Raw genomic sequence first — 22,179 nt, 5'->3', positions numbered from 1 at the left:
CAGCGCTCTTGATTTCACAAAAGCGCTTTCAACTAATAATTATTTGTAGTTACAGGTTATCCGTGTGAATTAAATCTTGCTAACAACTTTTCACAGGATAAACTAGACAATTCCAGTAAAAATCTTGCAAAGTCATCTGGTGCTAACTGCAACAAATTATCGACGACTCTTGACAACTCTTCATCCACAGAACCAAACCGGAATCTCAACAAGTTTTCTACAACCTGACGGCGTTCAAGTTGTACTCCTTGCTCTACTCCTTCTTGTACCGCTTGCGCTCTTGCTTCTTGGTAAGCTTCTGTCAAATTCATAATTAACTCCTGGTCATCTCTGGTTAATTCTGTCTGTGCCATTACACTGATACGCCATCGGTAAATTATTTCCAGTACATTCCGGCGTAGTCGGTTGGATGAAGGAAGCGCAATGAGTTCACTTACTGCTTGTTTTTGAATTACTCCCCGTCCCAAAAGCCTTAACCATAGAGTCTCTGAAATAACTGGTAGTTGGTTAATAGCTACTATTGCAAGTCTAAAAACATTAGGCAGAAAGTATATTCCAGTAGTCCAGTTTTCTAGCTCTAATTGTGCGCCAAAACTGTTGAGTAAATCTTGCGAAGCTGATGGTACTACAATCCATAAACGAGGTAAATCATTATCATCTAAAGTTTTCCCTTCTACCGATGCCCGACAGTTCAAAATTGAAAAGACACTCAAAAGTTTACGAAGACAGTTTCGGACTTCTGTTTCATTAATTTGCTCATAATAAACTTCTATTGAACAATCACTTTGAGCAACTTTAGCAAGTAATCCAAGTGAGTGTCTTCCGGTTTGAATTGTCCCTTTGGGAAAAAACAGAACAATTCCCCGCCTTTCTGAATCGGTTATTACGCCGCTAACTTCTACGCTACCTAACGGTGAAAGCAAGCCTTCGAGATAATGCTCAACAAACAGACTATAAAATTTTTGGGTCATTCAAAGGACAAATTGCGAAGGATAGTTTATACCAATACCAAAATCGCTTTCGTTGACTTGGAAAGTATTAGCCTTAATCAATACTGTCCTAAAGCAGCTTGAAAAACTTGTTCAGCAGTTAAATTTAACTCTCTTAAAGTAGGTGATTCAATCCGGTCATTTCCTCGAAATTGAGTAACTTGATATTCACCTTCGACTAAAGCATAAACTGATATTGTCGGTTGTTTAGGATTCCCAATAAACCGCTTTCCACCAAGAGCAGCATAGTCAACAATCCAATATTCTGGAATCCCAATTTCCTCGTACTCACCAAATTTTAGAAAATAATCATCACGCCAATTTGTACTTACAACTTCTACGGCTAATGGAATTGATTCTGCTTGAGTAACTGTTGATGCTCTTTTCCAGAGTGGTTCATTGACCAAGTTAGGAAGATTCAATACTAATACATCTGGAATATAACCAGATTTCTTGTCAACTGATTTGACTAATACTTGACCAGGAATAGTATAAGCTAGATTAAATCTGCGAATCTCAAAATTGAGTTCTCTAATCAAAAATGCTCTAACTAGCTCATGTTCTCCTGTTGGTTGCATTTCTACTATTACTCCTTTGTATAGTTCATATCTGCCATTTTCTGGTTTCCACTCTAGAAATTCTTCAAAAGTAACTGGTTCTGGTAAAGCTTGAAACATCGTATTATCTCTTCAAATTTGAACTGATACCGACAGAATGTTTGATCACGCAAAAATTTTAGATTTGCTTCTATCTTTACATCTAAATAAAGGATCTCGTTCTCAAATTGGTAAGTGGACAGTTTTTCTAATTTCTCCTGTCCACTGTACTGTGCAGATTTATTTAATTTTATGCTACCGCTAACTTTAAGCTAACGTGTGGCACTTCACTAGTCACCGGAGCTAGAGCAAAGGATTCAACAGCCACCCTACAAACAGAACTTTGAGCAAACATTGCCTCATGCGACTGCCAAGCTCAATCTATGTTTTATCAGACTCATGCTTAAGCGGTTAGCTCAGGCATAGATATCAAATGGGTTCTATATATCCTTGGACTCCATAAACCTGTCAGTTCACAGATAAGGGCACTCTACTGCCGAGGCAAGGTCGGATCAAGTTATCTGGAAACTTCTCAACGTCTCCCCTTTATCAGGTTTCTGCGATGCGATCTGCTTTGCAGCAACGCTTCGTGATCGCTTTGGGCCCCTACTCATCCCTACTCAATCTTCCAATTAGGCGTATAACCAGAAGTAACTTGGCTATACATTTGCAAGACCGATGCAGAAATACGTCTTGAGAGTTTTGCGATCGCCCATAGCGCTCTTGTAAAATCATTTTCAATTGTTGAGAATTCACAAGAGTAAAAAGTTTATGGCAGATAAGTCCGGTCAAGACCCCTCGGAAATCACAGTGGCAACGGTTGATGAAGAACGAAAAGGCGCAACTTTCAGCGGTACGGTCATCCTTGGTATAGATCCTGAGGGTGGGGCAGTCGTTTTCTTTAGAGACTTTTTAATTGAAGATTATAAAGGCGAACTTACCGCAAATCTTGCGACAGATGGCGATATAACGAAAAGCATTGATTTAGGCGAACTCGATCATAAAAGCCCCAGTTTTAAGCTGCCAATTCCGCTCTTAACGGATACATTACCCTACAATACAGTCGTGTTGAGCGACAAAAAAAGCAAGAAAAAAATCCTGACGATCAATCTATAAAATTTGTAACTTAGCTCCTAGTTCAGCCAAATTCGATTGCCCTCCTGTATATATCTCAAATGGGTTCTATAAAAGTGTTCAAGGGTAAAGCGTATTAACTGATGTCAGAACACCAGACAGCACAAAGCTGTAGAGAAGATATTGGGATATTACCGTGTCCTATGTACAGCGATGTGATAAGAATTGATTGAAAAGGCGATTGCATACTACTGAGTACGCAATCGCCTTAATTCTGGAAAGATTGAAGTTTTTACAACCAGTTTTTAGACTTAGTTTGGTCATCGGAATCATCTCCGGTGGCTTGGCCATTACAAGTTTTAGGCTGCGGCTACTTATCCCGCCGGCTATTGGTTTCTAACAGTTTTGTTGCTAATTCAATTTGATTGGTTTGAGTTTTGAGCACTTCTTCCTTTCTCTGAGAGGCATCGCGCTCAATTCCTCTCTTGTACATATAATTTACAACACCATATTGTATTATGTCAATAGAGTTTTGCATATTTCTTGTAAACTTTCAGGATTGATTACTAACGCTGGAAATAACTTCCAAATAGGTACATCAAGCGCATTACAAATAGCAAACGCATCTTCTTTGGAAATTGATTCTGGTCTATTTCCAGGGTTTGCCCATTCAAGGTTTTGGATAAAAGTATTGCTGCGACCAGCTTGAATCGCTAATTTATCTCGGCTAGTTTTACCCCGTAGTTTTCTCAATCGCTGTGCTGTTTCTTCATCCCAAGTAAAACGAGATACATAGGACAGTTTCACAAAGCAGACCTCCTCTGTCATTTAGCTCTCCTCTAATTTACAACACTAAATTGTACTTTTAGAGTTTTTTGATTACACTGAGGTAGTGATAACGCAAAAGCGATCGCCAGCCAGGAAGCAACGCGATCGTTTTGCCAAACTCATTTACAAAATGTAAGCCAATTATAATGCTGACACACTTTTGGTGTGATTCAGAAATCAACTAAATGCCCCAGTCTGGGCAGATAGGCAAATACGCGATACCCAAGGGGTATGTTAATGCCACCCAGGTGACTAAAGCTAACTGTAAACTTTTGTCAGACTAAATAATAGCTTCATTTTTCCCTTAACAAAGTTTTAGCTATTTCAGCTTACAATTTGTCCTACTTCTCCTTCCAAAGGCTGTCCGAAATCTTCTTAAAATCACATCTAGGCAGGACTGTGCCAAAACGGGAAAATTGTACGCTAAGGAATTAATGCAAACGCTATAACCATTGTGAGACTTAGGTTTCAGCCATTGCTGAAAAACATTTTTTGTTTTATCCCTCAGTTAACAGTTCAAGAGAAATACTAATACTTTTGATGAACATTATTAGCACTGCTAATAATGTTCATCTCAACGATACTATATTAATTTATCTAACAGCTATTTACTCATCGGAAGTGAGAATTTTAGGAAACACTTTTGTACAACTTTTTTTGCACGTAATGAAGCTACTTTTGAGTAGCGCAAAATCATTTTAATTGTAGAGTTACCTATTAACCTTTATGTTTACTCTATCCGCTAATTGACCAATATGACTGAATTTAAAGCTTTTTAGGCTATGCTCATGGAGATGCTGCCATAAACTATAAACTGTCTAATATTCCATTATTGCTCCCAAACGCTATAAATTTTGTGCAATTAATACAGCTAAAGTAATCATTATAATTAAGGATATCATTGAAAATTAATCAAGATTTTATATGCAGATTTATTTGAAAATAAATCCTATGAAAACTGTAATACTTTTATAAATTTATATGTAGTCAAAATGACTCTAAACCCATCTGAAGAAGAAGGAACCGCTCTCAATACGGTTCGGATAGCTGAAAGAATGAATTGTTGAAAATTAAATTGCTTAAAGGCTTATTCTGTATAGCTTTTGAAGCTTGCACTAATTCCTTAGCGTACAATTTTCCCGTTTTGGCACAGTCTAGCCTATTAGAGCAGTGCTAGCTAAACCTGGATGTACTTGGCAGGAGTTTTGGGCAGTGGCGCAAGAGTATGAGGTAATAAAAGCAGACTACTGGGCGGAACTTACCACTGAGGAAACAGAATTAATCACTGCTCTCGAAATTGCTTCTCATCCTCCGGTGATCCAAGTCGGTTCTGTCGTTGCCTACGCTGACCCCTACTACACCTTATATCTAGCTAGAGGTGAAGTTGTGGAGGATTTGGGCGAGGATGAGGTGCTGGTTGCTTGGGATCACTGGAAGAACGAAGGTAAAAAAACAAGCAGGTATTTTCGGAACGAGTTGAGATTCTGGCAACCTCAATAGGCTTTCAGTGTATCAGTAACTTTTTAGACAACTAAATACAAATTTCTTAGAGCAATGCTGGAATAATGATCCGGCACTTGTGATCGTGATCAAGAAATTGCTGGTGAAGTTTCCGCAGTGGGGCATTGCTTGTGTTGATGGGGTGCTGCTGAATTAGGAGGAGTAGTGAATGTGTACAATCGAGAAGAGTTTGGGCTTGCTATTTAATACCCAGATCCCCTTGTCTAGAGCATTACCCTGCAATGTAGTTAACTTGATGACACCTCAATGACATTTTCTGCAAAGCTTTTATAAGCATCGCCCATTTGTTTCGCTATCGAGTCAGGAAAGACGTGAAAATCCCCAGCTTTGAGAGCTTTTATTATCCCGTCTGCCACAAGTGTTGGTGGCTGTGCAACCTCACTCATTCCTGCCGCATCGCCCATATCCGTGGCAATCGGGCCAGGGTGAACACTTAGCACAATCGTGCCCTGCTCACTCAATAGTTCTCGTAATGCCTGGGTGATTGAATAGGCCGCAGCTTTTGAAGCACAGTAAGTGGCAGAGTCGGGGAAACCCTTGAGCGAAGCAACAGAATTGATTTGGGCAAAGACACCACCTCCATTGGCTTTGAGTACCGGGGCAAACGCCTGAGCCATGTAAATCAATCCATATACATTGATCTTCATCTGAAATTCGAGAGCGGCGATCGCATTCTCAGCTAAGGGAGTTCCAGCAAGAAATACTCCTGCATTATTGATAACTATTTGCACATCTGGGGCAGTTTGAGCAGCAGCAACAATAGATTGGGGATCACCTAAATCAATCTGAATTGGTACTACCCGATCACCGTATTGTTCAATTAATGAGGAGACACTGTTGATCTGACGAACAGCCGCATAGACTTTGGTGGCTCCGTGTTCAATAAACGACTCAACTATCGCCTTGCCGATGCCGCGATTTGCGCCCGTAACCAAAATGGTCTTGTCTTTGATGTCGTAGTTCATTTGGATTTCTCTTTATGGTTTTCCATGCTCTGAAAAACCTTGGACAATCGCTCTAAGTTAGGAAAAGAAATTTAGCTGCTCTCTTGAGGAAAGACTGCGGCTCCCACCGCTCCTCTTAGCATAGTATCATCAGACATCATGCGAATCTAGCAACACCCATTTTTTAGCCGTCTTTGAAGTTTGTGCTTTTGGACACCTCTTTCCAGTGCGGTTGGTTCCGTTGTTGGCGAATGCAGCGATGTCTAACGACAAGCCGTTTCACGTCTACGCTAATCAAACACAGGAGGAAGTAGAACAGGGTAATCCTACTTCGTTGTTAGTTGAAAATTCAGTTTCGGGTGAAGAAGTCAAAGCAGTTGATGAATGTGAAAGTTCCGCCGTGTCTGCTACAAATGCTGAAAAGTGGTCGCATGAGGCGATTGTTGCAAGGGCAAGTGCGCGACCGGAGCGTATGCAGAAACTGAAAGTTGCGGCGAATTCGGGGCAGAATCCGAGTTTTGATTTCTTGCAAGAGTGCTGGAATGATGACCCTGCGAAAGCAGATTGTGATTAAGAAGGTGCTGGCGAAGTATCCGCAGTGGGGAATTGCGGTTGTGGATGGGGTGCTGATTGATTGGAATGGGTGAGCTAGCGATAATAAATCGTAGCCGTACCGCCATTTCATATTTACTAGGAGACTTCATCATTAAATGATACTGTATTGATTACAAACGCCTAGATAAAATTTTTCCTAAAAGCTTTTATTTATGAAACGATTTCTTGCGATTGCTGCGAGTATATTTGTTTACTTTTGTTTTGTTCATTTAGTTCAAATATCTCAGGCTGATGCCAAAAACTTTGAACAAGATAATTGTACTTCCAGATTATTAACAACAGGAGAGGGTTGTTTTATCTATCAAGTTAAAGATGCTGATTGGTCTATTCCTGTGTATTATTATTTACCGAATAGATTGAATTCAAATACTCAAATAGTATTTGCTATGCATGGAGAAAAACGTAATGCTAAAGATTATAGAAGTGATTGGAGAAAAATCTATAATTCCAATAGCGATAGCCAGACAAACTTTATCCTACTTGCCCCTCAATTTACACAAAAGGACTTTCCCGGATATGCTAGTTATAACCTGGGGAATATGTTTACAAAATCCCTCAAGCAACTAAAATCTCAAGACCAATGGGCATTTTCAGACATTGAAAATATTTTTGATTTGGTGAAGAAAAGTGAAAAACTTCAGTTAAGTACTTACTATATATACGGTCATTCTGCTGGAGCGCAATTTGTACATCGGATGGTTATTTTTATGCCTCATGCACGGATCAGAAAAGCTGTTGCTGCGGAAGCTGGTTCCTATACTGTACCTGACAAATATATGGAGTATCCCTGTGGTTTAAGAAAACAGACTGGAAATCAACTGCCACCTGTGGAATTAAAAACGGCGTTCAGCACACCAATGACTATAATTTTAGGTACGAAAGATAATAAACTCCTTTCAAGTGAACATGATACTTATAGTTGTGATGCCAAACAAGGTTCTAATCGTTTGAATCGTGGGGAATATTTTTACACTCAGGTGAAAAGAATTGCTAATTCCAGAAAAGAGAATTTGTCATGGACTTTTAAAAAAGTTACTGCTGCTCACATTGTTGCACATACAAATCCTCCCATTGAAGATCCGATGCTGGTATCTTGTGCAGCTGTCGAATTTTTTCCCAATTTCAAAGGTATTAATTGCAACTAATATTTCTAACTTTAATACATATATTTCCTTACTACCTCAAAAGCTCTAATTGTTCACCGTGATTACATATACTCTTTACTTGAAGCATTCAACTGTCTTTAGAAATATTTTTAGCTGAACTTTTGCATATAGAGTATGAAAAGCAAAAAATAATACTTCCAAACGATTTCTAATCCCCAGTAGCCTAATGCACTGATGCCAAACAGCATAGCGCTGACGATGGACAATTTAGCGATGGCTTTGAAAATGTAATCGCTTAAACTAGACGGTGTTTGAAAGGATTGTCTGTGACGATGATGGATAGCTAGTTCACTTGGAGCTACAACTAAAATACGTTTCGGTTTTTGTTGAGTAAGTTGGCAGACAACTTGTTTATTATCAGTCATGGGTCAAACCAAAGCCTGTTGGTTGTAACTAGATTAGTTTCAGTATTTATATTGTAAACTTTCGTCAGGTGTGTGTGGTTAAATTTACATAAAATTTCCCAATTCAGAAAAAATATTCTAATGCTTAAGCGATGTTATACGAAAAAACTCAGAGGATAAACAAGCGATTAAGCTGAAAGTCAGTTAAAAATATCCCCCAGCACATACTGCACTGGGGAATATTTAGCTTCTATTTTTTATTTAGCCAAAAGCTAATTGCTTGGCATAATCTTGTGCTTCATCTCCAGATAAAGGCTGAAAATTTCTAATTAGCGCTGCTGCATGAGTTCCTTCGGCGCTAAAAACCAGGGAATAGCAATGAGGTTCAGGAAGCCCTGGGTTTTCCATCTTTGCGATCCACAACCAACTTGATTCTTCATCTTCCCCACATGAATAATCATAATGTAGTATTTCTGCATTAGACATTGTTTTTTGCTCCTATTATTACTTATTACCAAAAGCTTACATCCGCGCCTTTATAATCACAAATGTCGCCAAAAATTCTTACAGATAGTCTTGAGACTGACTACCTTGGGTTCTGCTGCTGCTTCAGGGGCATGAACAACAGCTACTACAGCAACTTGTGGTGCAGGTGTCGTTAAGAGAGAATTGAGTAACTCTCGCTGATAGTCAATATCTTCTACTGTGCGGTAAACTCTGTGGTAGTCAATTTGCATCCCCAAAGGTGTTGGGACAATCTTTAGATATTGATTTAGGGCATTAATATAAGCAACGGAAAAATTTCTCTGCTCTACATAAGGACGAATAATCTCTAGTAATTCAATCGCTCTATTGATTTCAGAAACTTCACAATTACTATCGATTTTTGACTGACTTCTTCTGTAGCCTTTCATCATCTTTTCGGCTACTAGGTTACGATATTTGAGAACAGCTTCTTGATTGCTTCTTAAAGAATGAGTTTTAGTCTGAGACTTGTAGCCAACTCGTCCCCATTCAACAATTAAATTGTTGTCTTCAACCTTGGCACTCCAGAACTTATTGCTGTTCTTGATAGCATCAACAAAGACTAAATAGATTTCCATATTTCTTATCTTGTCAATTCACGAATTGACGGGCGTTGCCCCATCTAATTTGATGTTGTAGAGCTTCAAGTATTGTTTCCGCTTCGTGTGCTGTTAGCCCATTTAAAACAGAGCAGACATCCTCAAACAAGTTTTTATACAATGGATATGAAACTAATAAGCCCAGATTAGACAATGCATCCTCAAGTGCCTCAGCAACAGTATGCTTAGTAGAACTGTCTTTTTCTAACGTAAAAATGTAAGTTGCTAATGCCATTCGGAGCATAAGCTTAGTTTTTCTGTCCAATTTCTCTAAATACACACCATATTTATCAACCAGTTGGTCAATAGTTGGAGTCTGCCCGTAATAAGTAACTAAGTCTGTCGTCATGTTTATTCGCCTTATTAAGTATGTTAATTGATTGCTCTCAATTACTAAAAAAAGAGTGATTGCCCCCATAGAATCAGGAGACAATCGCTTTCTCATCAGTTCATGTTGCGAAACTTAGCAGCACGCAAAGACTGAGTTTTCGCTGCAACCACAGGACTGCTAGCCCGCCGTGCGGTAGATGCCCAAGCCTGCATTCTTTCAACCGCCGCAGCGTCCTGAATCGCAAGCGGGGTAATGGTTTGGCGACAGGTTTCCAGATCAGCAAGCGTTACCTGCTGCGGTCTATCCTCATCGAATGCCAGCAGAGCAGCTTCTGAAGCAAGGGTTTCCAGTTCTGCACCGGAGAATTTCGCGGTGTTGGCTGCAACTGCTTCGAGATATTCGGATTCCAGGTGAATGCCAAAGCGTTGCAGATGAATTCCTAAAATCTGTACTCGCTCTGGTTCTGTCGGCAGATCGACGAAGAAATTTTCATCAAACCTACCTTTGCGCTTAAACTCACTTGGTAGTGCTGATGGATCATTGCAAGTAGCTACAATAAATACCCCAGCAGTACACTCACTCATGAACGTAAGCAAAGTTCCAAGAATCCTTTGACTAACACCTGAAGTATCGCCCTGACCTGAAAGCGCCTTTTCCACCTCATCAATAAACAAGACACAAGGTGCGATCGCGGATGCTGTTTTCAGTGCGCGTTTAACATTACCTTCGGATTCGCCAACTAGTGAACCTAGAAGGGACGCAATATCAAGTTGCAGAAGTGGTAGATTGAGTATGCTAGCGATGTTTTTGGCACAGTGAGATTTTCCTGTTCCGGGTGGGCCAGCAAGCAACACACCTTTTGGTTGTGGTAACGAGAGACTTCGCGCCTCTTGTGTGAACAGCCGCCGCCGCCTCATCAACCACTCGCGTAGTAAATCGAGTCCGCCAAATGGGATTATCGCAGGTTTACCCAATTCGATACCCATTTGAGACAGTAACCGAGTTTTGTACTCGACGGCTTTGGGGATGAAATCAGCATCAACGACGACACCATCATTAGTTAAGTTTTCTTTGACAGTTAACCGCAGAAAATCGCTGATTTCTTCTAAAGTTAAACCCAGTGCTGCACGAGAAAGAGTTTCTTTTTCAGCATGTTCTAAGGAAATAGTGAAAGTCAATTCCTGTTCGATAGCTGACTGTTGTAAGTCGTGTAAATAAGAATTGATGTGTTCAAGTATTTGTTCAACTCCCGGTAGAGGAATTTCGCAGTAAGGAATTAAGCGTATAAGTGACTCGTGTAATTGAATGTTTTGACCCAACAGCACAATGCGTTTATCAGTCGGCTTGAGACGATGGTAGAGATTTTTAACCTTGCTTAAAATCTCCCAACTCAATTGGGGTGAGTTCTTAGTAATGAAGGGGTGAATATCTCCGAGGATAAATACACCATTCCCACTAAAGTTAGCAATGTAATCGAATACGAATAGTAGTGGATCAGCCTGTGGTGGTTTCTTATACTCTGCAACTGGCTTAAACACCAATCCCCCATCTGCTGCAATCAAACATTGCTCCAGGTTGGACACTCCCAGATTCCAGAAGAACACTGGACATGAAAGCTTATTGTTAGCTTCAGTAGTCAACCACTGAATAATCGTCGCTTCATCAGGAGACAGTACATCAACAGCAGCAATGGGGATTTGTGAATCGAGGGTAGAGAGGAGATTTGAGAGTTTCATGTCAATTATTCAAATATTTCACTTATGAAATGGCGAAGCCTTTATGATCAGCAGTTACCAGTCAAGTTAAGACTGGTAACTGATGACTAATTACTGACGCAAACGTGTCTGGCTACTGTTCGTAGTCCGAAGTTGTGGTGCTGATTCGTCTTTATAAGTGCGGTCGCCTTCGACAACTCCCAATGCCTCTTCAAACAGCTGGGTCGCGTCTAAACAAGACAATCCCTCAAATCCAAGAGCTTCTACTCGAACTTCACCTGTAGCCGAGTCGAAATGAATCAAAACTGAACGTTCCATAATTTATCTCCTAGCAAAATGTTGAACTTCCTGATGTCCGGCAAAAGTCAACCGTAGAGTTTGCACACTTCCGTGAGTTGATTCTGCGATCGCGCATTCACCAAACCTTTCTTGTAACTCGGCGGCTTTAGCGCGAACCATCCGTTGTCCATAAGCCAGCATTAGTTTATTGCTGAAAAAGTCTTTGCCCAGCTTCGGAACTGTTTCATAACTGTCGTGTATCACCTCATACACACCGCTTGACTGATTCCATTTGAAACCGATGTCTGCACGGGCTTGAATTGTGCGACCAGATACAATGATTTCAGCACTTTGCCCCTGAGAGCCACCGTAGTATCCTTTTAGTGGCTGTGGATTTCGATGAACTTGCGGTGATAGGTTTAAATCAAAAAGTGCTTGTAACAAACAATCGTGATTGCTTAATTTGGTTTTAACAGTTGAGAAATGTGACACAAGTTATCTCCAAGATTTTCAAATTGGTTTGAGAAATAGTAGGAGTGTGATATCCTTTTTGGATTATTGTGAATACCACACATAAAATCCATTTGCAATCAGTCTTGAGCGAATTCACCCTCGCCCAAGACTGTTTTTTACCGGAACTTAAACGACATAACCGTAGCTTTCGACAAGCCCACATCACCAGTTGCAAGCTGTTGCAGATTGCGCTGTTCATCTAGTAGCTTGGTGCGAATCTCTTGCATCTTTTGTTGCAATTGATTGCGCCCCTCACTACCAAGATTCTTCGACTCAATCGCCGGATCATTAACAATCGAGTCAATGTGCGCCATCATTTGTTGCAGACTGCTGCCAGCCTCTGAGTCAGCATTCGCTAGCAAAACCTGAACCTTCATTAGATGGCGTTCCATTTTCTTCTTGAACTGTACGGGCTTGCGCCCTGGTTCCCAGTCAGCCAACTCTTCAAGCAATTGGGCAGCGAGTTGTTCACCACCAGCCAAAGCCGATTCCCTTAGTCGCTGCTCCAGATTTTGGTCATACTGTTGTATGAATGGGAGCAATGCGATTTTGTTAGATCGGACTTTAATTCTCAGTTACAGAGCTAGATTCTCAATAAAAACAGTTATTTAGCTGCGATCGCACCCCTAAATACCTGATTTAGTACCCGAATTTTAAGCACCTCACAAAATCGCATTGCTCCCTGTATGAATCGCGTGATTTGCTCCAAGCATTCGGCTTGTTTATGGTCGAGTTGTTCAGAGAGGGCAGGGATAATCACCGGACGACCAATAATTACCTGCAAATAATCTTCTAAGTCAGTCAGAGTAGGGAAAGCCATTATTAAGTTGGCTTTGACTGACTCTTGCTTATCTAAAGATAATTCCCAAGTGTTGAGCGAGAGAAACTGATCAATTCGCTCTTGATAATCAAGAAGTCCCGCTTCATAATCAGCTTTTAATTGATTGCGTAAACCAGGGGCAATATTATCCCTAATATTAAGCAGTTGACTCCAAACAAGTGGCGCTAAATCAATTGGACAGACCCAATCGCCAGTATCACTTGACATCCACTCTTGAACTGAAGCAATCTCTTGCCTTAATTGGGCAGCAGCTTCATCGAGCTTCTTGAATACTTTGATTCCGCGTAATCCGACTTCGGAATTAGTAACTTTCACAAGGTCTGATTCAATTTCAGAGACTTCAGCTTTTAAGACATCTGCCCATTTAGGAGCGGCAGATTTTGTACTTTTCTTTAACTGGATACGAAATCTGATGCGGGTTTTATTGAGTTGTGAGAAATTGTGACGCTCGACTACTGCATCAGTTAGGAAATTTGCAGCAATAGGATTGTCGATTGCTTGTACCATAATTATTGACCTCAATCATTATTTTTCACTTTCGATTAAGCGAAGCTTTCTTTGTGATGATTTCTCAAGAGAGCGAATGTCTGTAATAGCTCTATAGATTACTTTTGTAGAGCTATTTTGTAGTCGAATATGTCTTTTAATGACTGGTGGTTTATGTATTGACATAACTCAAAATAGTTGAAGTTGCTGCGAATTATTCTGTACCACAGGCTTTTGATAAACCATGCCTTCGACCTCATAACAGCGAGTCATGAGTTTGTTTCGGTTTAGCCGAAAGCTGGCTTTTTTCCTTTGATTTGGCAGAGGTACAAATAGATACTGTGGATGTTGGATAGTACCTGCATCGCCTAAGTATCGATAATATGTACCGTTGATTTGGTAAACTTTTGATGAACTCAATAGTGTCGCGTCGTACACTTTAATCAAATTTGTTTCCATCTGATTAGTATTGGAATGTGTCATAATTTAGTGTTGAATCGATTTTTCTCTCCAGTCAGACTGATTGAATCTGACTGGAGAGTTTTTCACGCATAATGTAGTTATTCGATTCTTTTAGACATTCTTTCAAAGATAGAAATGCTCGAAAATCTGGTTTAATTTTGACTTTGATTCATCTGGTAGTGCCTTAAAATCAAACTCCTCTGAGTCCCAAACTTCATCTAGACTGGTAGACTCATCAATAACATTTGCAATCAAACAAGATTCGTCGCTGTAATCCCAACCGTTAGCTAAAAGCCACGGCAGAATTCCGTCAGATTGCAGTAGTTTCTCAACGTCGAACGAGTCGGAAAACTGCTGTAAGTTTTCGATACTGGGGTGAACGATTGTTGTAGTCATCTGTGATTAGTTGTGAATAGGTAAACAGCACACGTTAGCTGTAGACAAGGCTTGAGCAACTTCTAATTACGGTTGCCCAAGCCCTGTTTACAACGAGTTAAAATGCCATTTCATTCGCAGCTTTTGTAACAGCAATCGCTTGTTTACTGATTTCTCGCCACTCTGTTTGCTCGTTGTAGGATGCCATGATTAACTCACTATTTACCCACACACGGCAGAACAGCACATTTTCGTCAGTTGTTCCTGGCTGCGGCTGTAGCGTAATTGGAGAATACAACTGTTCTGGAGTGAGAGTTGCGATCGCTGCAAGTATGCACTTTGAGAAATGCGTATCGTAGCCTGATTCTAAGATATATGTCCGATCTGCTTGCATAGTTATCAGGAACTTGCAGGTTTCTTTTTTACGGCGTTCTGTATTCTCAAACCGTAGTTCTTTAAGATATCCAGTTAAGGCAGTTTGAGGGACATCACTCGGTTCACCATTTAGTGTGTACCACAGTCCTCCGTGCTGACGATTGCAGTAGATTTTGCAACTGCCAGCTTCCGAATGCAATCCCAATTTCGGCTTATTAATTGAAGCAACCAATTGCTTGAGTAGTTCTTCTTGGCGCATCAAAGCAGCAAGTAGTTCAGCATTTTCTTGAGGGTTCATTTGTTTGTTCCAAAAGCATTTTCACTTTTGCATTGGCGCAGCCGTTTAATTGTGATATATGAAGCGTAGAGCCAATAAAACAGCGCTCTTGATTTCACAAAAGCGCTTTTAACTAATAATTATTTGTAGTTACAGGTTATTCGTGTGAATTAAATCTTGCTAACAACTCTTCACGGGATAAACTAGATAATTCCAGTAAAAATCTTGCAAAGTCATCTGGTGCTAACTGCAACAAATTATCGACCACTCTTGAGAGTTCTTCATCCACAGAACCAAATCGGAATCTCAACAAGTTTTCTACAACTTGACGGCGTTCAAGTTGTACTCCTTGCTGTACTCCTTGCTCTACTCCCTCTTGTACCGCTTGCGCTCTTGCTTCTTGATAAGCTTCTGTTAAATTCATAATTAACTCCTGGTCATCTTCAGTTAAATCTGTTTGTGTCATTACACTGATACGCCACCTGTAAACCATTTCAAGAACATTACGGCGGACAAGATTCTCTGGTGGAAGGGCAACCAGTTCACTTACTGCTTGGATTTGTACTTTTCCCCGACCCAACAGCCTAAACCACAGCGTGTCTGGAGTTTGCGGTAGCTTGTTAATCGCTACTATTGCTGCTCTTACTCCTTCAGGCAGAAAGTACACCCCGCTCATCCAATTGTCTAAATCTAGTTTAGCTTCAAAAGCCTTGAGCAAAGCTTTGGAAGCACTGGGAGAAATAATCCACAGTTGTGCTAGCTCGTTCTCCGCTATTGTTGTATCTTCCCTGCTGGCTTTACGCTGTGCGTCTGCAATCACGGTAAACAATTTTTGTAGACAACTACGTACTTCTGTTCTACTTGGTTGATTGCGAAACGGTTCTAGCAAAGTAGTATTTAATACCGCTATTCTACCTAATAATCCTAAAGTTTGTGCATCAACCGCAGATGTCGGTGTTGGCGAAAATAACACATCAACAAATCTTGTTTCATCAGTGACTTCCCTGTTAGTTTTTACTTCCCCAAAGGGAGAAAGTAACTCTTCTAAAAACTGCTTGGCAAATTTATCGTGAGGTTGTTGGGTCATTCTATAAGGGCGAACTGTACTGTATTTCAAAGTGCAACTCTGTCGTCTATACTAAACCGCCATCGCTTCCATAACTTGTGATTGCCTAGTCATGACGAACAATCGTGATGATTGATGCAGCAACATTAGTGCCGCTAGTTTTAAAACTTCCTGCCTCAATCGGCACAATTAGAGCATCAACAAACTTCAGCCAATTCCTAAAACGTTTTTCAGTAGAATTATTTGAGTGCTGCCAGTGTGTTGATGAAATGGTGACAATACATCCGCCAGGGTTTAACAAAGTATACATTTCTTGAATGTGGACAATATCTTGATTATTGCTAAATGGAGGATTCGCAATAATTCTGTCGTAGCTTGCGCCATCATTCTCCATAAAGTCCGCACCTTTGAAACTAGCTGTCAGTATTTTTTTCAGAAATGATTGATTTAAGTCCATCAGTTCATAACAATCAATCACCTTGCCCGGAAGAACTTTGTTAATTGCCGTAAGGAGCGCTCCTCTACCAGCACTCGGCTCTAAGATGCTATGACATTCATTGATGTGTGCAAGGCTAACAAGTTTGTCTGCTAGGGCTTGGGGAGTTTCAAAAAATTGATATTCCTTTTGCAAATTATGCTTCTCGCTACTTGCTATTTGCTTCAATAATTCTGTTGGGTCTTGCTCAAAAACAAAGCCTGAAACCTTGCCACCTTTCCACTTCCCACCTATCTGATTTATTTGTTTTGCCACATCTAAATAAGTCTTGCGCTCTAACTGAATGCCCGGAAGCTTAACGATGTTACCTTGAACAGTACATTGCTTCAATATTTGTTCTACTGTCATGATTTTTTCAATCTGGCTTTCATGAAAAGTGATTGCGTAGCTAAAAATATTCAGCGTGACCAAAAAGTAATTTTAGTCACGCTACTGCGCCTCTTACGCCGCTATCAACTCCCGACGAACTTGCGGCAGTTCAATCGGAGCAGTTGCCCTGGATAGCACCTCTACAGCCTCCCTAACGATCCAGTACCGTACTCCATCCCCACACCGCCAATAGTAAGTCTTGGTGTCGTTTTCCCAGACTTCATCAGCATTTCTGACCTTGAAGAGTATCCCCAAAAACTCACCATCTAGATAGACATTGTGAGCCGTCTGGGTGTCAGTGCGTCCTACATAGGTCAGTCGGTAGCTGTTCACTGGCTGGCATAAATCCACTGCACGAGTCCCGCGATACGAGCAGTTGCCGCAGCCGTGACCATCACAATCTGGGCAGATGGCAGCAGGAGTATTCCACTTCGACAGGGTAAAGTCCCAATCAGAGAGCGATTGTACAACAATGGGTTGTTCTGTAGTGGCTGGGACTTCTTCAGCCTGAAACTCTAACTCTGTTTTTACAGCAACTGAAGAAGAAGTCTTTACGAATGGAATAACTAATTGCTCCGGTTTGGGCAATGTATTTTGCTTGTAATGCCATGTAATGAAGCCGTGACATCTTTGAAATGTGTCGTGGCGAAATACTTCAACACCGTTAATCAATACTAACCAGGGCTGGGTTAAGTGATCGTCATGACCGATGCTTGCAATCAGCTTTCCAGCACCGTAAACTTCGTGATCGTAAAAGCTGATTTCTACTACTCTGAGTTCTTCAACTGATTTGGCGCAAGGGGTTACAGTTGTTGTCGCTTGTGGCATAATTTGATTACCTAATAGGGTTAAGAAGGCGACCGCAGACTTTCCAGGTACGGCGATCGCCTTTTGTTTTGCGTGAACAACGTTGTGGTTTACCGCAACGCTCTCAAATTGCTTTGGCGTAGCCTCATATTTCTGAATTTCAGTTATTTTCTAGCAAGAATTCACAGCACAAGGCTCTAAAGAAGGTATTAAACTCAAGTCGCAAGTGACAAGTCGCAAGTCGCAAGTTTAAGAGCAATTTTGTGAATTTTTACTTGCGACTCGCTACTTGGTATTATTTTTACTTGCGACTTGCGACTTGCGACTTGCGACCTGTGACTTGGTTAAGCGGTTGCCTTAATTGCAGTATGAGTGAATTTATTGAGTGATTTTGAGTATCTCCCCCAGCCGACTTAACCTGGCGTGCCTTGTGCTATACGACGAGGGGTTCTCGTTTCTCAAATCTATGTTTTTGTTGATCAAATCTGTGACTGGTTAGACTTGTGAACCCTTTTTGCGTTTGGGTGGAGGCAGTTCGCTTTTCCTTACAAGCATTATGCAACTTTTAGTTGCGGCTGTCAACCCCTAATTGCACAATCTTGGTTGATTTCAAACACAGTAACTCAGCTAATGTACAGCCAAATATTTTACACAAGGCAGTAAGGACTTCTGGAGAAGCGTTTTTGACATCTGTATTTGTCTCCATCCTATTCAAATACTGGCGGGAAATATCTACTTCAAATTCAGTAAGCCTTTTAGATAAATTCAATAACGGTATATCGCCACGCAACTCACGCATTTTCTGCCCACGCGCAGCTGTCCATTTTATAGAACCTACTTCTGTTAGTGGTAACATTACGACCGATTCCATTTCTTCTCTACTTGTCATATTATGCAACTTCTAGTTTACAAATGCAATAGACTATTGCAACTATTTGTAGCAGAAATTGAGTCATTGCGATCGCCTATGTTCAAAAAACCTAGTCTGTTCGGTGTTGCTCATTAAGAGTTAATTCCTAGAACGGCAAAATTAACTTGAGAGGCAAATCAAAGGTTTAATTTAGGTTAGTCAACAAGAAAAACTAAAACGAAATTTGTGCGTTTGCAAGATATCTCTAGCAAGTTTTACCACGCTAGGTTAATTTTGAGGGATAATCAGCTAGTGAATAACGATTTTTTTTTAATAATCCTTGGAACCCAATCAGCTAGACCTATTTTCAGATTTGACTCTCACGCCAGCACGTAGAACACAGATATTGGTGATGAGCCAGGAAACACTACTGCGTTGGAAATCTCAAATTTTTGATTATCAACAAGTTGTTAGAGAAGTTTTGCCACCTCAGCAGACTACGTTATTCGACTTGGCTCCTAACCACTGCGATCCAAACTTAATCGACCCCTTAGCCTTACCTCTGCAATCAATGGCGTTTTACAGAATGCCTGAACGGTTATGGTCAAGCTGCACTATATTTTGTGATTGATTCCGCAGCAGAGGCAACGCTACAGCTTTGCAATCAAACCAAAATTTTAATTAAATATCAATATTTATCTGTTCTATCTGTCTAGCAGCTTTATCCCAAAGCTTTGCAGAAGCTTCATCTTGACAATGATTTCTGAGATTTTCTGCTTTTTTATGACTGATTCGTTCTAACATTTCTAGGACTGCGGACATAAGCACCTTGTCGAACTGCTCGGAGCTAATATCCTCAAGTCCGGGCTGAGTCTGTTGTGCGCCGGCATTGTTCACAAGGATATCTAAACCGCCCAGAGATTCTACTGCATCCGCTACGAGTTTTCGGCAAAAATTCTCATCAGTGATGTCACCCCCAAGAGCGACGGCTTTTCGTCCCGCTTGTTGGATCAGTTCTATAACCTCTTTTGCATCTGCTTCTTCACTCTCGAGATAAGAGATTGCTACATCAGCCCCTTCACGCGCGAACGCAATCGCTACGGCACGTCCGATACCAGAATCTCCTCCGGTGATCAAATGTACTACTTAATTAGCTGTTGTAAATAATCTTCCACAACTCGAAATGCTTCAGGACTTCTGCCATAACTAGGATTACTTCTATAAAATACTTTTTTCTCTTGATTGTCTAAACATACTGAAATAGAATAAGGATAATACCTTTTGTCAGTGGCTGCCCCATACTCTGCTGCTAAATTCATAAAACCACTTGATTGAATCAAGTTTTTAAGTTTATCCAACTGATAGTTAGTAAGTTTTTTGTTTTTTATCTGAGTTGTGACTTGACTGGGCGTTGCGGATATTGGATTTTTATATGATTCAATTCTTTGGTTCCAAATTAGTGACAAATTCTGAACTGTAATCGAAACAGTAGGTGCAGAATATTTAACTACAAAATTTTCTACAAGCTTTTCACACTCAGTATGAGGCAAACTTTTCGCCATCATTAAATCAGTAGTAACAGGCTCAAAACCTTTCACAACTAATGCCTGTGCCATATTTGAGAAATGAAAAGTAATTGCTAGGGAAAATAAGAAGAATTTCATATCAATATTTAATCAGCCAGAAAGTCCAGTATAGCTTTCTGAATGTCGTCACTAGCTGCGGTCGAGACTTTGCCCATAACAATTTCCTCAGCCGCTCGTCCGCCCAGCAAAGTCACAAGTTGCCCACGTAATTCATTTCTGTTTTGTCAGACTTATCCTCCAAAGATTAGCTACTTCATAGATCCCAAATGGGTTCTATAGTACTCCATCGCCAGCAACCATCTCCTATTAGCCGCTAGTGTATCTGGTCAAAGCCACGGATGCCGTCTGTAATGCGGTAATACTTGGGATTGCTTTGCGGTTACTTCCCAGCGTTTGATTTTACTGTTGCTGGGATGGAGTTTGGATCATCCCCATTGTTGATTCATCCCTCCTCTTGTATTTAACCCACATTCCGCACTTCAAAATGTATTATCTATCTTTTCAATAAAAATTCCTAATAATGTTCAAATTATTAAGTATTAATATTGAATACCATTGGCGATTTATGTTGTTGATTTAACCATTTTTTTCCACCTATGGGAAATCTACGCATATTACACGATGAAGTGCGGAAAGTCGGTTTAACAAACTTTGGGGGTTTAAGTCCCCTGTCTCTAAAGGCAGCGCGTTTTGTGTCGGGGTCTAAATCCCCCGGAGTTGCTCCTCTTGGGGAGACCCCAAGACCGCACTCCTCTTCGTGACAAAACGTAATTGCGAATTGGTTTAAGGGACTTGCATTCCACGTTGCACAGCCGGACGTTGCTGTACCATGTCCACCCAGCGTTTGAGATTTGGGTAGTCGTCGAGTGTTAAACTCTGAAATTCATAAATTGCTACCCACGGATAAGTAGCAATATCAGCAATAGAATAGTCACCACAGATAAATTCATTGGATTGCAGTTGTTTATCTAGGACACCATAAATACGTAAAGTTTCCTTTTCGTAACGTTCGATGGCGTAGGGAATTTTTTCGGGTGCAAAGCGTTTAAAGTGGTTAAGTTGTCCAAACATTGGCCCGACTCCTCCCATTTGGAACATCAGCCACTCTAGGACTTGAAAACGGCTTTTTTGCTCAGTTGGTAAGAGTTTGCCTGTTTTTTCGGCTAAGTAAATCAGAATTGCGCCGGATTCAAAAACTTTAATCTTAGTCTGTTGGTCAACAATGGCAGGAATTTTACTATTGGGATTGATGGCAACATATTCAGGTGTAAATTGCTGTTGAGTAGTAATGTCAATTTTGTGGACATTGTAGGGCAATTCAACTTCTTCCAACATGACGGAGGCTTTGCGTCCATTGGGCGTGGTGAAGGTGTACAGATCAATCATGTGCTTTTACCCCAGAATATTGGCAATTTCCGAAGTTAGTGTAGCTTTGATTGAGAAACGAGGGTATTGGTCGATAGAGAGATAATGGCAATATTAGAAGGAGGCAGAAGCTAAAAACGTTACTCTTGCTGAACATTTACGCTCTCAAAAATTAATTCGACGATAAATTTCAGTTAGAGGAATTTCTACGTTTAAACGTGTAATGCGAGCGCCTCCGGCGGGCGAAACAGCGCCATCACACACCACCTATCACTCCAATAGTCTATATCAGAGACTTTCAATCAGCTTTAGAGGTTTGAGCATAACTGCGATCGCAGAATTTATCACTTGCTCTTGGTCAAAAGCAGAAATTTTATAAAAAGTGACGTTATTTACGTAATCTTACTACTTACATTGTACGCAAGCATACTTTAAAACAGAAAAGACTTGTGAGCATACTACTTGCTTGCTTACAAGTATTAATTCAGTAATTACTACTATTTTTACTAATTAATCTGCTGCCAAATTTTCAATACTAATATAGGCTAACAATGGCGCAAACTGTGAATCATTCACCTGGTTCCATAGTCAGTTGTCGTAGTCGGCAATGGGTGGTACTGCCTTCAGAAAATCAGGATGTTATTCGCTTACGACCGCTTTCTGGCAATGAAGATGAAATAGCTGGTATTTATCACTGTGCGTTCGCTGATTTTGAGGCAGTAAAAGGAATTAATTGCTTTATCGGTAAGGGTTAAGACGATTTTTCAAGCAAAGGTATTATGAGA

The 22,179-nt window shown here is 40.6% G+C and carries 27 protein-coding genes and 3 pseudogenes; 6 read left to right on the top strand and 24 right to left on the bottom strand.

The features are described 5' to 3' along the window. Positions 1 to 56: 56 nt before the first annotated feature. The gene (locus tag V7K32_RS02240; protein WP_334989944.1) at positions 57 to 971 is read right to left on the bottom strand and encodes a hypothetical protein; all 915 of its coding nucleotides are present in this window, start codon (positions 969 to 971) and stop codon (positions 57 to 59) included. Positions 972 to 1,048: 77 nt separating this feature from the next. Beyond that, entirely contained in the window at positions 1,049 to 1,666 is a 618-nt protein-coding gene (locus tag V7K32_RS02235) for a Uma2 family endonuclease (protein ID WP_324978105.1), read from the bottom strand. Between the two features lie 690 nt (positions 1,667 to 2,356). Here V7K32_RS02235 and V7K32_RS02230 point away from each other — a divergent pair. Further along, positions 2,357 to 2,701, top strand: coding sequence for a hypothetical protein (locus V7K32_RS02230; RefSeq protein WP_334989941.1), 345 nt, complete (start codon positions 2,357 to 2,359; stop codon positions 2,699 to 2,701). Between the two features lie 474 nt (positions 2,702 to 3,175). On the opposite strand, the gene V7K32_RS02225 is transcribed toward V7K32_RS02230, so the two are convergent. Further along, positions 3,176 to 3,466: an XRE family transcriptional regulator gene (locus V7K32_RS02225; RefSeq protein ID WP_229475544.1), complete on the bottom strand. Its 291-nt coding sequence runs from the start codon at positions 3,464 to 3,466 to the stop codon at positions 3,176 to 3,178. Between the two features lie 58 nt (positions 3,467 to 3,524). After that, a complete protein-coding gene (locus V7K32_RS02220) occupies positions 3,525 to 3,668 on the bottom strand; it encodes a hypothetical protein (RefSeq protein ID WP_334989938.1) in 144 nt (47 codons plus the stop codon). 980 nt (positions 3,669 to 4,648) lie between these two features. Between V7K32_RS02220 and V7K32_RS02215 the strand changes: the two are divergent. After that, positions 4,649 to 4,987 (top strand): annotated as a pseudogene (locus V7K32_RS02215) (hypothetical protein); the annotation flags it as partial. Positions 4,988 to 5,235: 248 nt separating this feature from the next. Here V7K32_RS02215 and V7K32_RS02210 read toward each other — a convergent pair. Next, positions 5,236 to 5,973 (bottom strand): SDR family oxidoreductase, encoded by a 738-nt coding sequence (locus V7K32_RS02210; protein WP_334989934.1) that lies wholly within the window; start codon positions 5,971 to 5,973, stop codon positions 5,236 to 5,238. A 205-nt stretch (positions 5,974 to 6,178) separates the two neighbouring features. Between V7K32_RS02210 and V7K32_RS02205 the strand changes: the two genes are divergently transcribed. Both V7K32_RS02205 and V7K32_RS02200 read left to right on the top strand, forming a co-directional pair. After that, on the top strand, positions 6,179 to 6,526 hold the full coding sequence (locus V7K32_RS02205) for a hypothetical protein (protein WP_334989932.1): 348 nt from the start codon (positions 6,179 to 6,181) through the stop codon (positions 6,524 to 6,526). Between the two features lie 193 nt (positions 6,527 to 6,719). Further along, on the top strand, positions 6,720 to 7,712 hold the full coding sequence (locus tag V7K32_RS02200; RefSeq protein WP_334989930.1) for a hypothetical protein: 993 nt from the start codon (positions 6,720 to 6,722) through the stop codon (positions 7,710 to 7,712). 110 nt (positions 7,713 to 7,822) lie between these two features. On the opposite strand, the gene V7K32_RS02195 is transcribed toward V7K32_RS02200, so the two are convergent. From V7K32_RS02195 to V7K32_RS02120, 15 genes and pseudogenes are all read right to left on the bottom strand, one after another. Next, positions 7,823 to 8,098: a hypothetical protein gene (locus tag V7K32_RS02195; RefSeq protein WP_334989928.1), complete on the bottom strand. Its 276-nt coding sequence runs from the start codon at positions 8,096 to 8,098 to the stop codon at positions 7,823 to 7,825. 240 nt (positions 8,099 to 8,338) lie between these two features. Continuing rightward, entirely contained in the window at positions 8,339 to 8,563 is a 225-nt protein-coding gene (locus tag V7K32_RS02190; RefSeq protein ID WP_334989926.1) for a hypothetical protein, read from the bottom strand. A gap of 56 nt (positions 8,564 to 8,619) precedes the next feature. Continuing rightward, on the bottom strand, positions 8,620 to 9,180 hold the full coding sequence (locus V7K32_RS02185; protein WP_334989924.1) for a WGR domain-containing protein: 561 nt from the start codon (positions 9,178 to 9,180) through the stop codon (positions 8,620 to 8,622). 13 nt (positions 9,181 to 9,193) lie between these two features. After that, a complete protein-coding gene (locus tag V7K32_RS02180; protein WP_334989922.1) occupies positions 9,194 to 9,550 on the bottom strand; it encodes a hypothetical protein in 357 nt (118 codons plus the stop codon). Between the two features lie 95 nt (positions 9,551 to 9,645). Next, on the bottom strand, positions 9,646 to 11,268 hold the full coding sequence (locus V7K32_RS02175) for an AAA family ATPase (RefSeq protein WP_334989920.1): 1,623 nt from the start codon (positions 11,266 to 11,268) through the stop codon (positions 9,646 to 9,648). Positions 11,269 to 11,358: 90 nt separating this feature from the next. Beyond that, entirely contained in the window at positions 11,359 to 11,565 is a 207-nt protein-coding gene (locus tag V7K32_RS02170; protein ID WP_334989918.1) for a DUF2997 domain-containing protein, read from the bottom strand. A gap of 3 nt (positions 11,566 to 11,568) precedes the next feature. Continuing rightward, on the bottom strand, positions 11,569 to 12,018 hold the full coding sequence (locus V7K32_RS02165) for a DUF1257 domain-containing protein (protein WP_334989916.1): 450 nt from the start codon (positions 12,016 to 12,018) through the stop codon (positions 11,569 to 11,571). 137 nt (positions 12,019 to 12,155) lie between these two features. Further along, positions 12,156 to 13,387, bottom strand: a pseudogene (locus tag V7K32_RS28650) (hypothetical protein). 168 nt (positions 13,388 to 13,555) lie between these two features. After that, positions 13,556 to 13,849, bottom strand: a complete 294-nt coding sequence (locus V7K32_RS02150) for a hypothetical protein (protein WP_442938683.1) — start codon at positions 13,847 to 13,849, stop codon at positions 13,556 to 13,558. 102 nt (positions 13,850 to 13,951) lie between these two features. Beyond that, entirely contained in the window at positions 13,952 to 14,224 is a 273-nt protein-coding gene (locus V7K32_RS02145) for a hypothetical protein (RefSeq protein ID WP_334989914.1), read from the bottom strand. Between the two features lie 97 nt (positions 14,225 to 14,321). After that, positions 14,322 to 14,876 carry a hypothetical protein gene (locus V7K32_RS02140; protein WP_334989912.1) on the bottom strand — a complete coding sequence of 185 codons (555 nt, stop codon included), beginning with the start codon at positions 14,874 to 14,876 and terminating at the stop codon, positions 14,322 to 14,324. Between the two features lie 136 nt (positions 14,877 to 15,012). After that, the gene (locus tag V7K32_RS02135) at positions 15,013 to 15,942 is read right to left on the bottom strand and encodes a hypothetical protein (RefSeq protein ID WP_334989910.1); all 930 of its coding nucleotides are present in this window, start codon (positions 15,940 to 15,942) and stop codon (positions 15,013 to 15,015) included. 85 nt (positions 15,943 to 16,027) lie between these two features. Next, complete coding sequence (locus V7K32_RS02130; protein WP_334989908.1) at positions 16,028 to 16,765, bottom strand: class I SAM-dependent methyltransferase; 738 nt, start codon at positions 16,763 to 16,765, stop codon at positions 16,028 to 16,030. Positions 16,766 to 16,858: 93 nt separating this feature from the next. Continuing rightward, positions 16,859 to 17,614: a hypothetical protein gene (locus V7K32_RS02125; RefSeq protein WP_334989906.1), complete on the bottom strand. Its 756-nt coding sequence runs from the start codon at positions 17,612 to 17,614 to the stop codon at positions 16,859 to 16,861. 544 nt (positions 17,615 to 18,158) lie between these two features. Then, positions 18,159 to 18,482: a helix-turn-helix domain-containing protein gene (locus V7K32_RS02120; RefSeq protein ID WP_334989904.1), complete on the bottom strand. Its 324-nt coding sequence runs from the start codon at positions 18,480 to 18,482 to the stop codon at positions 18,159 to 18,161. A gap of 373 nt (positions 18,483 to 18,855) precedes the next feature. On the opposite strand from V7K32_RS02120, the gene V7K32_RS02115 reads away from it, so the two are divergent. Beyond that, positions 18,856 to 19,074 carry a hypothetical protein gene (locus tag V7K32_RS02115; RefSeq protein ID WP_334989902.1) on the top strand — a complete coding sequence of 73 codons (219 nt, stop codon included), beginning with the start codon at positions 18,856 to 18,858 and terminating at the stop codon, positions 19,072 to 19,074. Between the two features lie 50 nt (positions 19,075 to 19,124). Here the strand turns inward: V7K32_RS02115 and V7K32_RS02110 are convergent, their stop codons facing one another. From V7K32_RS02110 to V7K32_RS02095, 4 genes and pseudogenes are all read right to left on the bottom strand, one after another. Continuing rightward, a complete protein-coding gene (locus V7K32_RS02110) occupies positions 19,125 to 19,580 on the bottom strand; it encodes an SDR family NAD(P)-dependent oxidoreductase (RefSeq protein ID WP_334989900.1) in 456 nt (151 codons plus the stop codon). Positions 19,581 to 19,585: 5 nt separating this feature from the next. Beyond that, positions 19,586 to 20,107: a hypothetical protein gene (locus V7K32_RS02105; protein ID WP_334989898.1), complete on the bottom strand. Its 522-nt coding sequence runs from the start codon at positions 20,105 to 20,107 to the stop codon at positions 19,586 to 19,588. A 32-nt stretch (positions 20,108 to 20,139) separates the two neighbouring features. Then, positions 20,140 to 20,244, bottom strand: a pseudogene (locus tag V7K32_RS02100) (hypothetical protein); the annotation flags it as partial. 568 nt (positions 20,245 to 20,812) lie between these two features. Continuing rightward, positions 20,813 to 21,415, bottom strand: a complete 603-nt coding sequence (locus V7K32_RS02095) for a glutathione binding-like protein (RefSeq protein WP_334989896.1) — start codon at positions 21,413 to 21,415, stop codon at positions 20,813 to 20,815. A 530-nt stretch (positions 21,416 to 21,945) separates the two neighbouring features. Between V7K32_RS02095 and V7K32_RS02090 the strand changes: the two genes are divergently transcribed. Next, complete coding sequence (locus V7K32_RS02090; RefSeq protein ID WP_334989894.1) at positions 21,946 to 22,149, top strand: hypothetical protein; 204 nt, start codon at positions 21,946 to 21,948, stop codon at positions 22,147 to 22,149. Positions 22,150 to 22,179 lie beyond the last annotated feature (30 nt).

This window comes from Nostoc sp. (assembly GCF_036917635.1).
Lineage (GTDB): Bacteria > Cyanobacteriota > Cyanobacteriia > Cyanobacteriales > Nostocaceae > Nostoc.
Note: the sequence above shows the minus strand (reverse complement) of the source record. Positions and strands in the feature narration are given on the sequence as shown.

Excerpts from the sequence above, each read along its gene's own strand:
- V7K32_RS02240 (WP_334989944.1), bottom strand. The coding sequence starts at position 971 with ATGACCCAAAAATTTTATAGTCTGTTTGTTGAGCATTATCTCGAAGGC.
- V7K32_RS02235 (WP_324978105.1), bottom strand. The coding sequence starts at position 1,666 with ATGTTTCAAGCTTTACCAGAACCAGTTACTTTTGAAGAATTTCTAGAG.
- V7K32_RS02230 (WP_334989941.1), top strand. The coding sequence starts at position 2,357 with ATGGCAGATAAGTCCGGTCAAGACCCCTCGGAAATCACAGTGGCAACG.
- V7K32_RS02210 (WP_334989934.1), bottom strand. The coding sequence starts at position 5,973 with ATGAACTACGACATCAAAGACAAGACCATTTTGGTTACGGGCGCAAAT.
- V7K32_RS02200 (WP_334989930.1), top strand. The coding sequence starts at position 6,720 with ATGAAACGATTTCTTGCGATTGCTGCGAGTATATTTGTTTACTTTTGT.
- V7K32_RS02195 (WP_334989928.1), bottom strand. The coding sequence starts at position 8,098 with ATGACTGATAATAAACAAGTTGTCTGCCAACTTACTCAACAAAAACCG.
- V7K32_RS02190 (WP_334989926.1), bottom strand. The coding sequence starts at position 8,563 with ATGTCTAATGCAGAAATACTACATTATGATTATTCATGTGGGGAAGAT.
- V7K32_RS02185 (WP_334989924.1), bottom strand. The coding sequence starts at position 9,180 with ATGGAAATCTATTTAGTCTTTGTTGATGCTATCAAGAACAGCAATAAG.
- V7K32_RS02180 (WP_334989922.1), bottom strand. The coding sequence starts at position 9,550 with ATGACGACAGACTTAGTTACTTATTACGGGCAGACTCCAACTATTGAC.
- V7K32_RS02175 (WP_334989920.1), bottom strand. The coding sequence starts at position 11,268 with ATGAAACTCTCAAATCTCCTCTCTACCCTCGATTCACAAATCCCCATT.
- V7K32_RS02170 (WP_334989918.1), bottom strand. The coding sequence starts at position 11,565 with ATGGAACGTTCAGTTTTGATTCATTTCGACTCGGCTACAGGTGAAGTT.
- V7K32_RS02150 (WP_442938683.1), bottom strand. The coding sequence starts at position 13,849 with ATGACACATTCCAATACTAATCAGATGGAAACAAATTTGATTAAAGTG.
- V7K32_RS02145 (WP_334989914.1), bottom strand. The coding sequence starts at position 14,224 with ATGACTACAACAATCGTTCACCCCAGTATCGAAAACTTACAGCAGTTT.
- V7K32_RS02140 (WP_334989912.1), bottom strand. The coding sequence starts at position 14,876 with ATGAACCCTCAAGAAAATGCTGAACTACTTGCTGCTTTGATGCGCCAA.
- V7K32_RS02135 (WP_334989910.1), bottom strand. The coding sequence starts at position 15,942 with ATGACCCAACAACCTCACGATAAATTTGCCAAGCAGTTTTTAGAAGAG.
- V7K32_RS02130 (WP_334989908.1), bottom strand. The coding sequence starts at position 16,765 with ATGACAGTAGAACAAATATTGAAGCAATGTACTGTTCAAGGTAACATC.
- V7K32_RS02125 (WP_334989906.1), bottom strand. The coding sequence starts at position 17,614 with ATGCCACAAGCGACAACAACTGTAACCCCTTGCGCCAAATCAGTTGAA.
- V7K32_RS02120 (WP_334989904.1), bottom strand. The coding sequence starts at position 18,482 with ATGACAAGTAGAGAAGAAATGGAATCGGTCGTAATGTTACCACTAACA.
- V7K32_RS02115 (WP_334989902.1), top strand. The coding sequence starts at position 18,856 with ATGAGCCAGGAAACACTACTGCGTTGGAAATCTCAAATTTTTGATTAT.
- V7K32_RS02105 (WP_334989898.1), bottom strand. The coding sequence starts at position 20,107 with ATGAAATTCTTCTTATTTTCCCTAGCAATTACTTTTCATTTCTCAAAT.
- V7K32_RS02095 (WP_334989896.1), bottom strand. The coding sequence starts at position 21,415 with ATGATTGATCTGTACACCTTCACCACGCCCAATGGACGCAAAGCCTCC.
- V7K32_RS02090 (WP_334989894.1), top strand. The coding sequence starts at position 21,946 with ATGGCGCAAACTGTGAATCATTCACCTGGTTCCATAGTCAGTTGTCGT.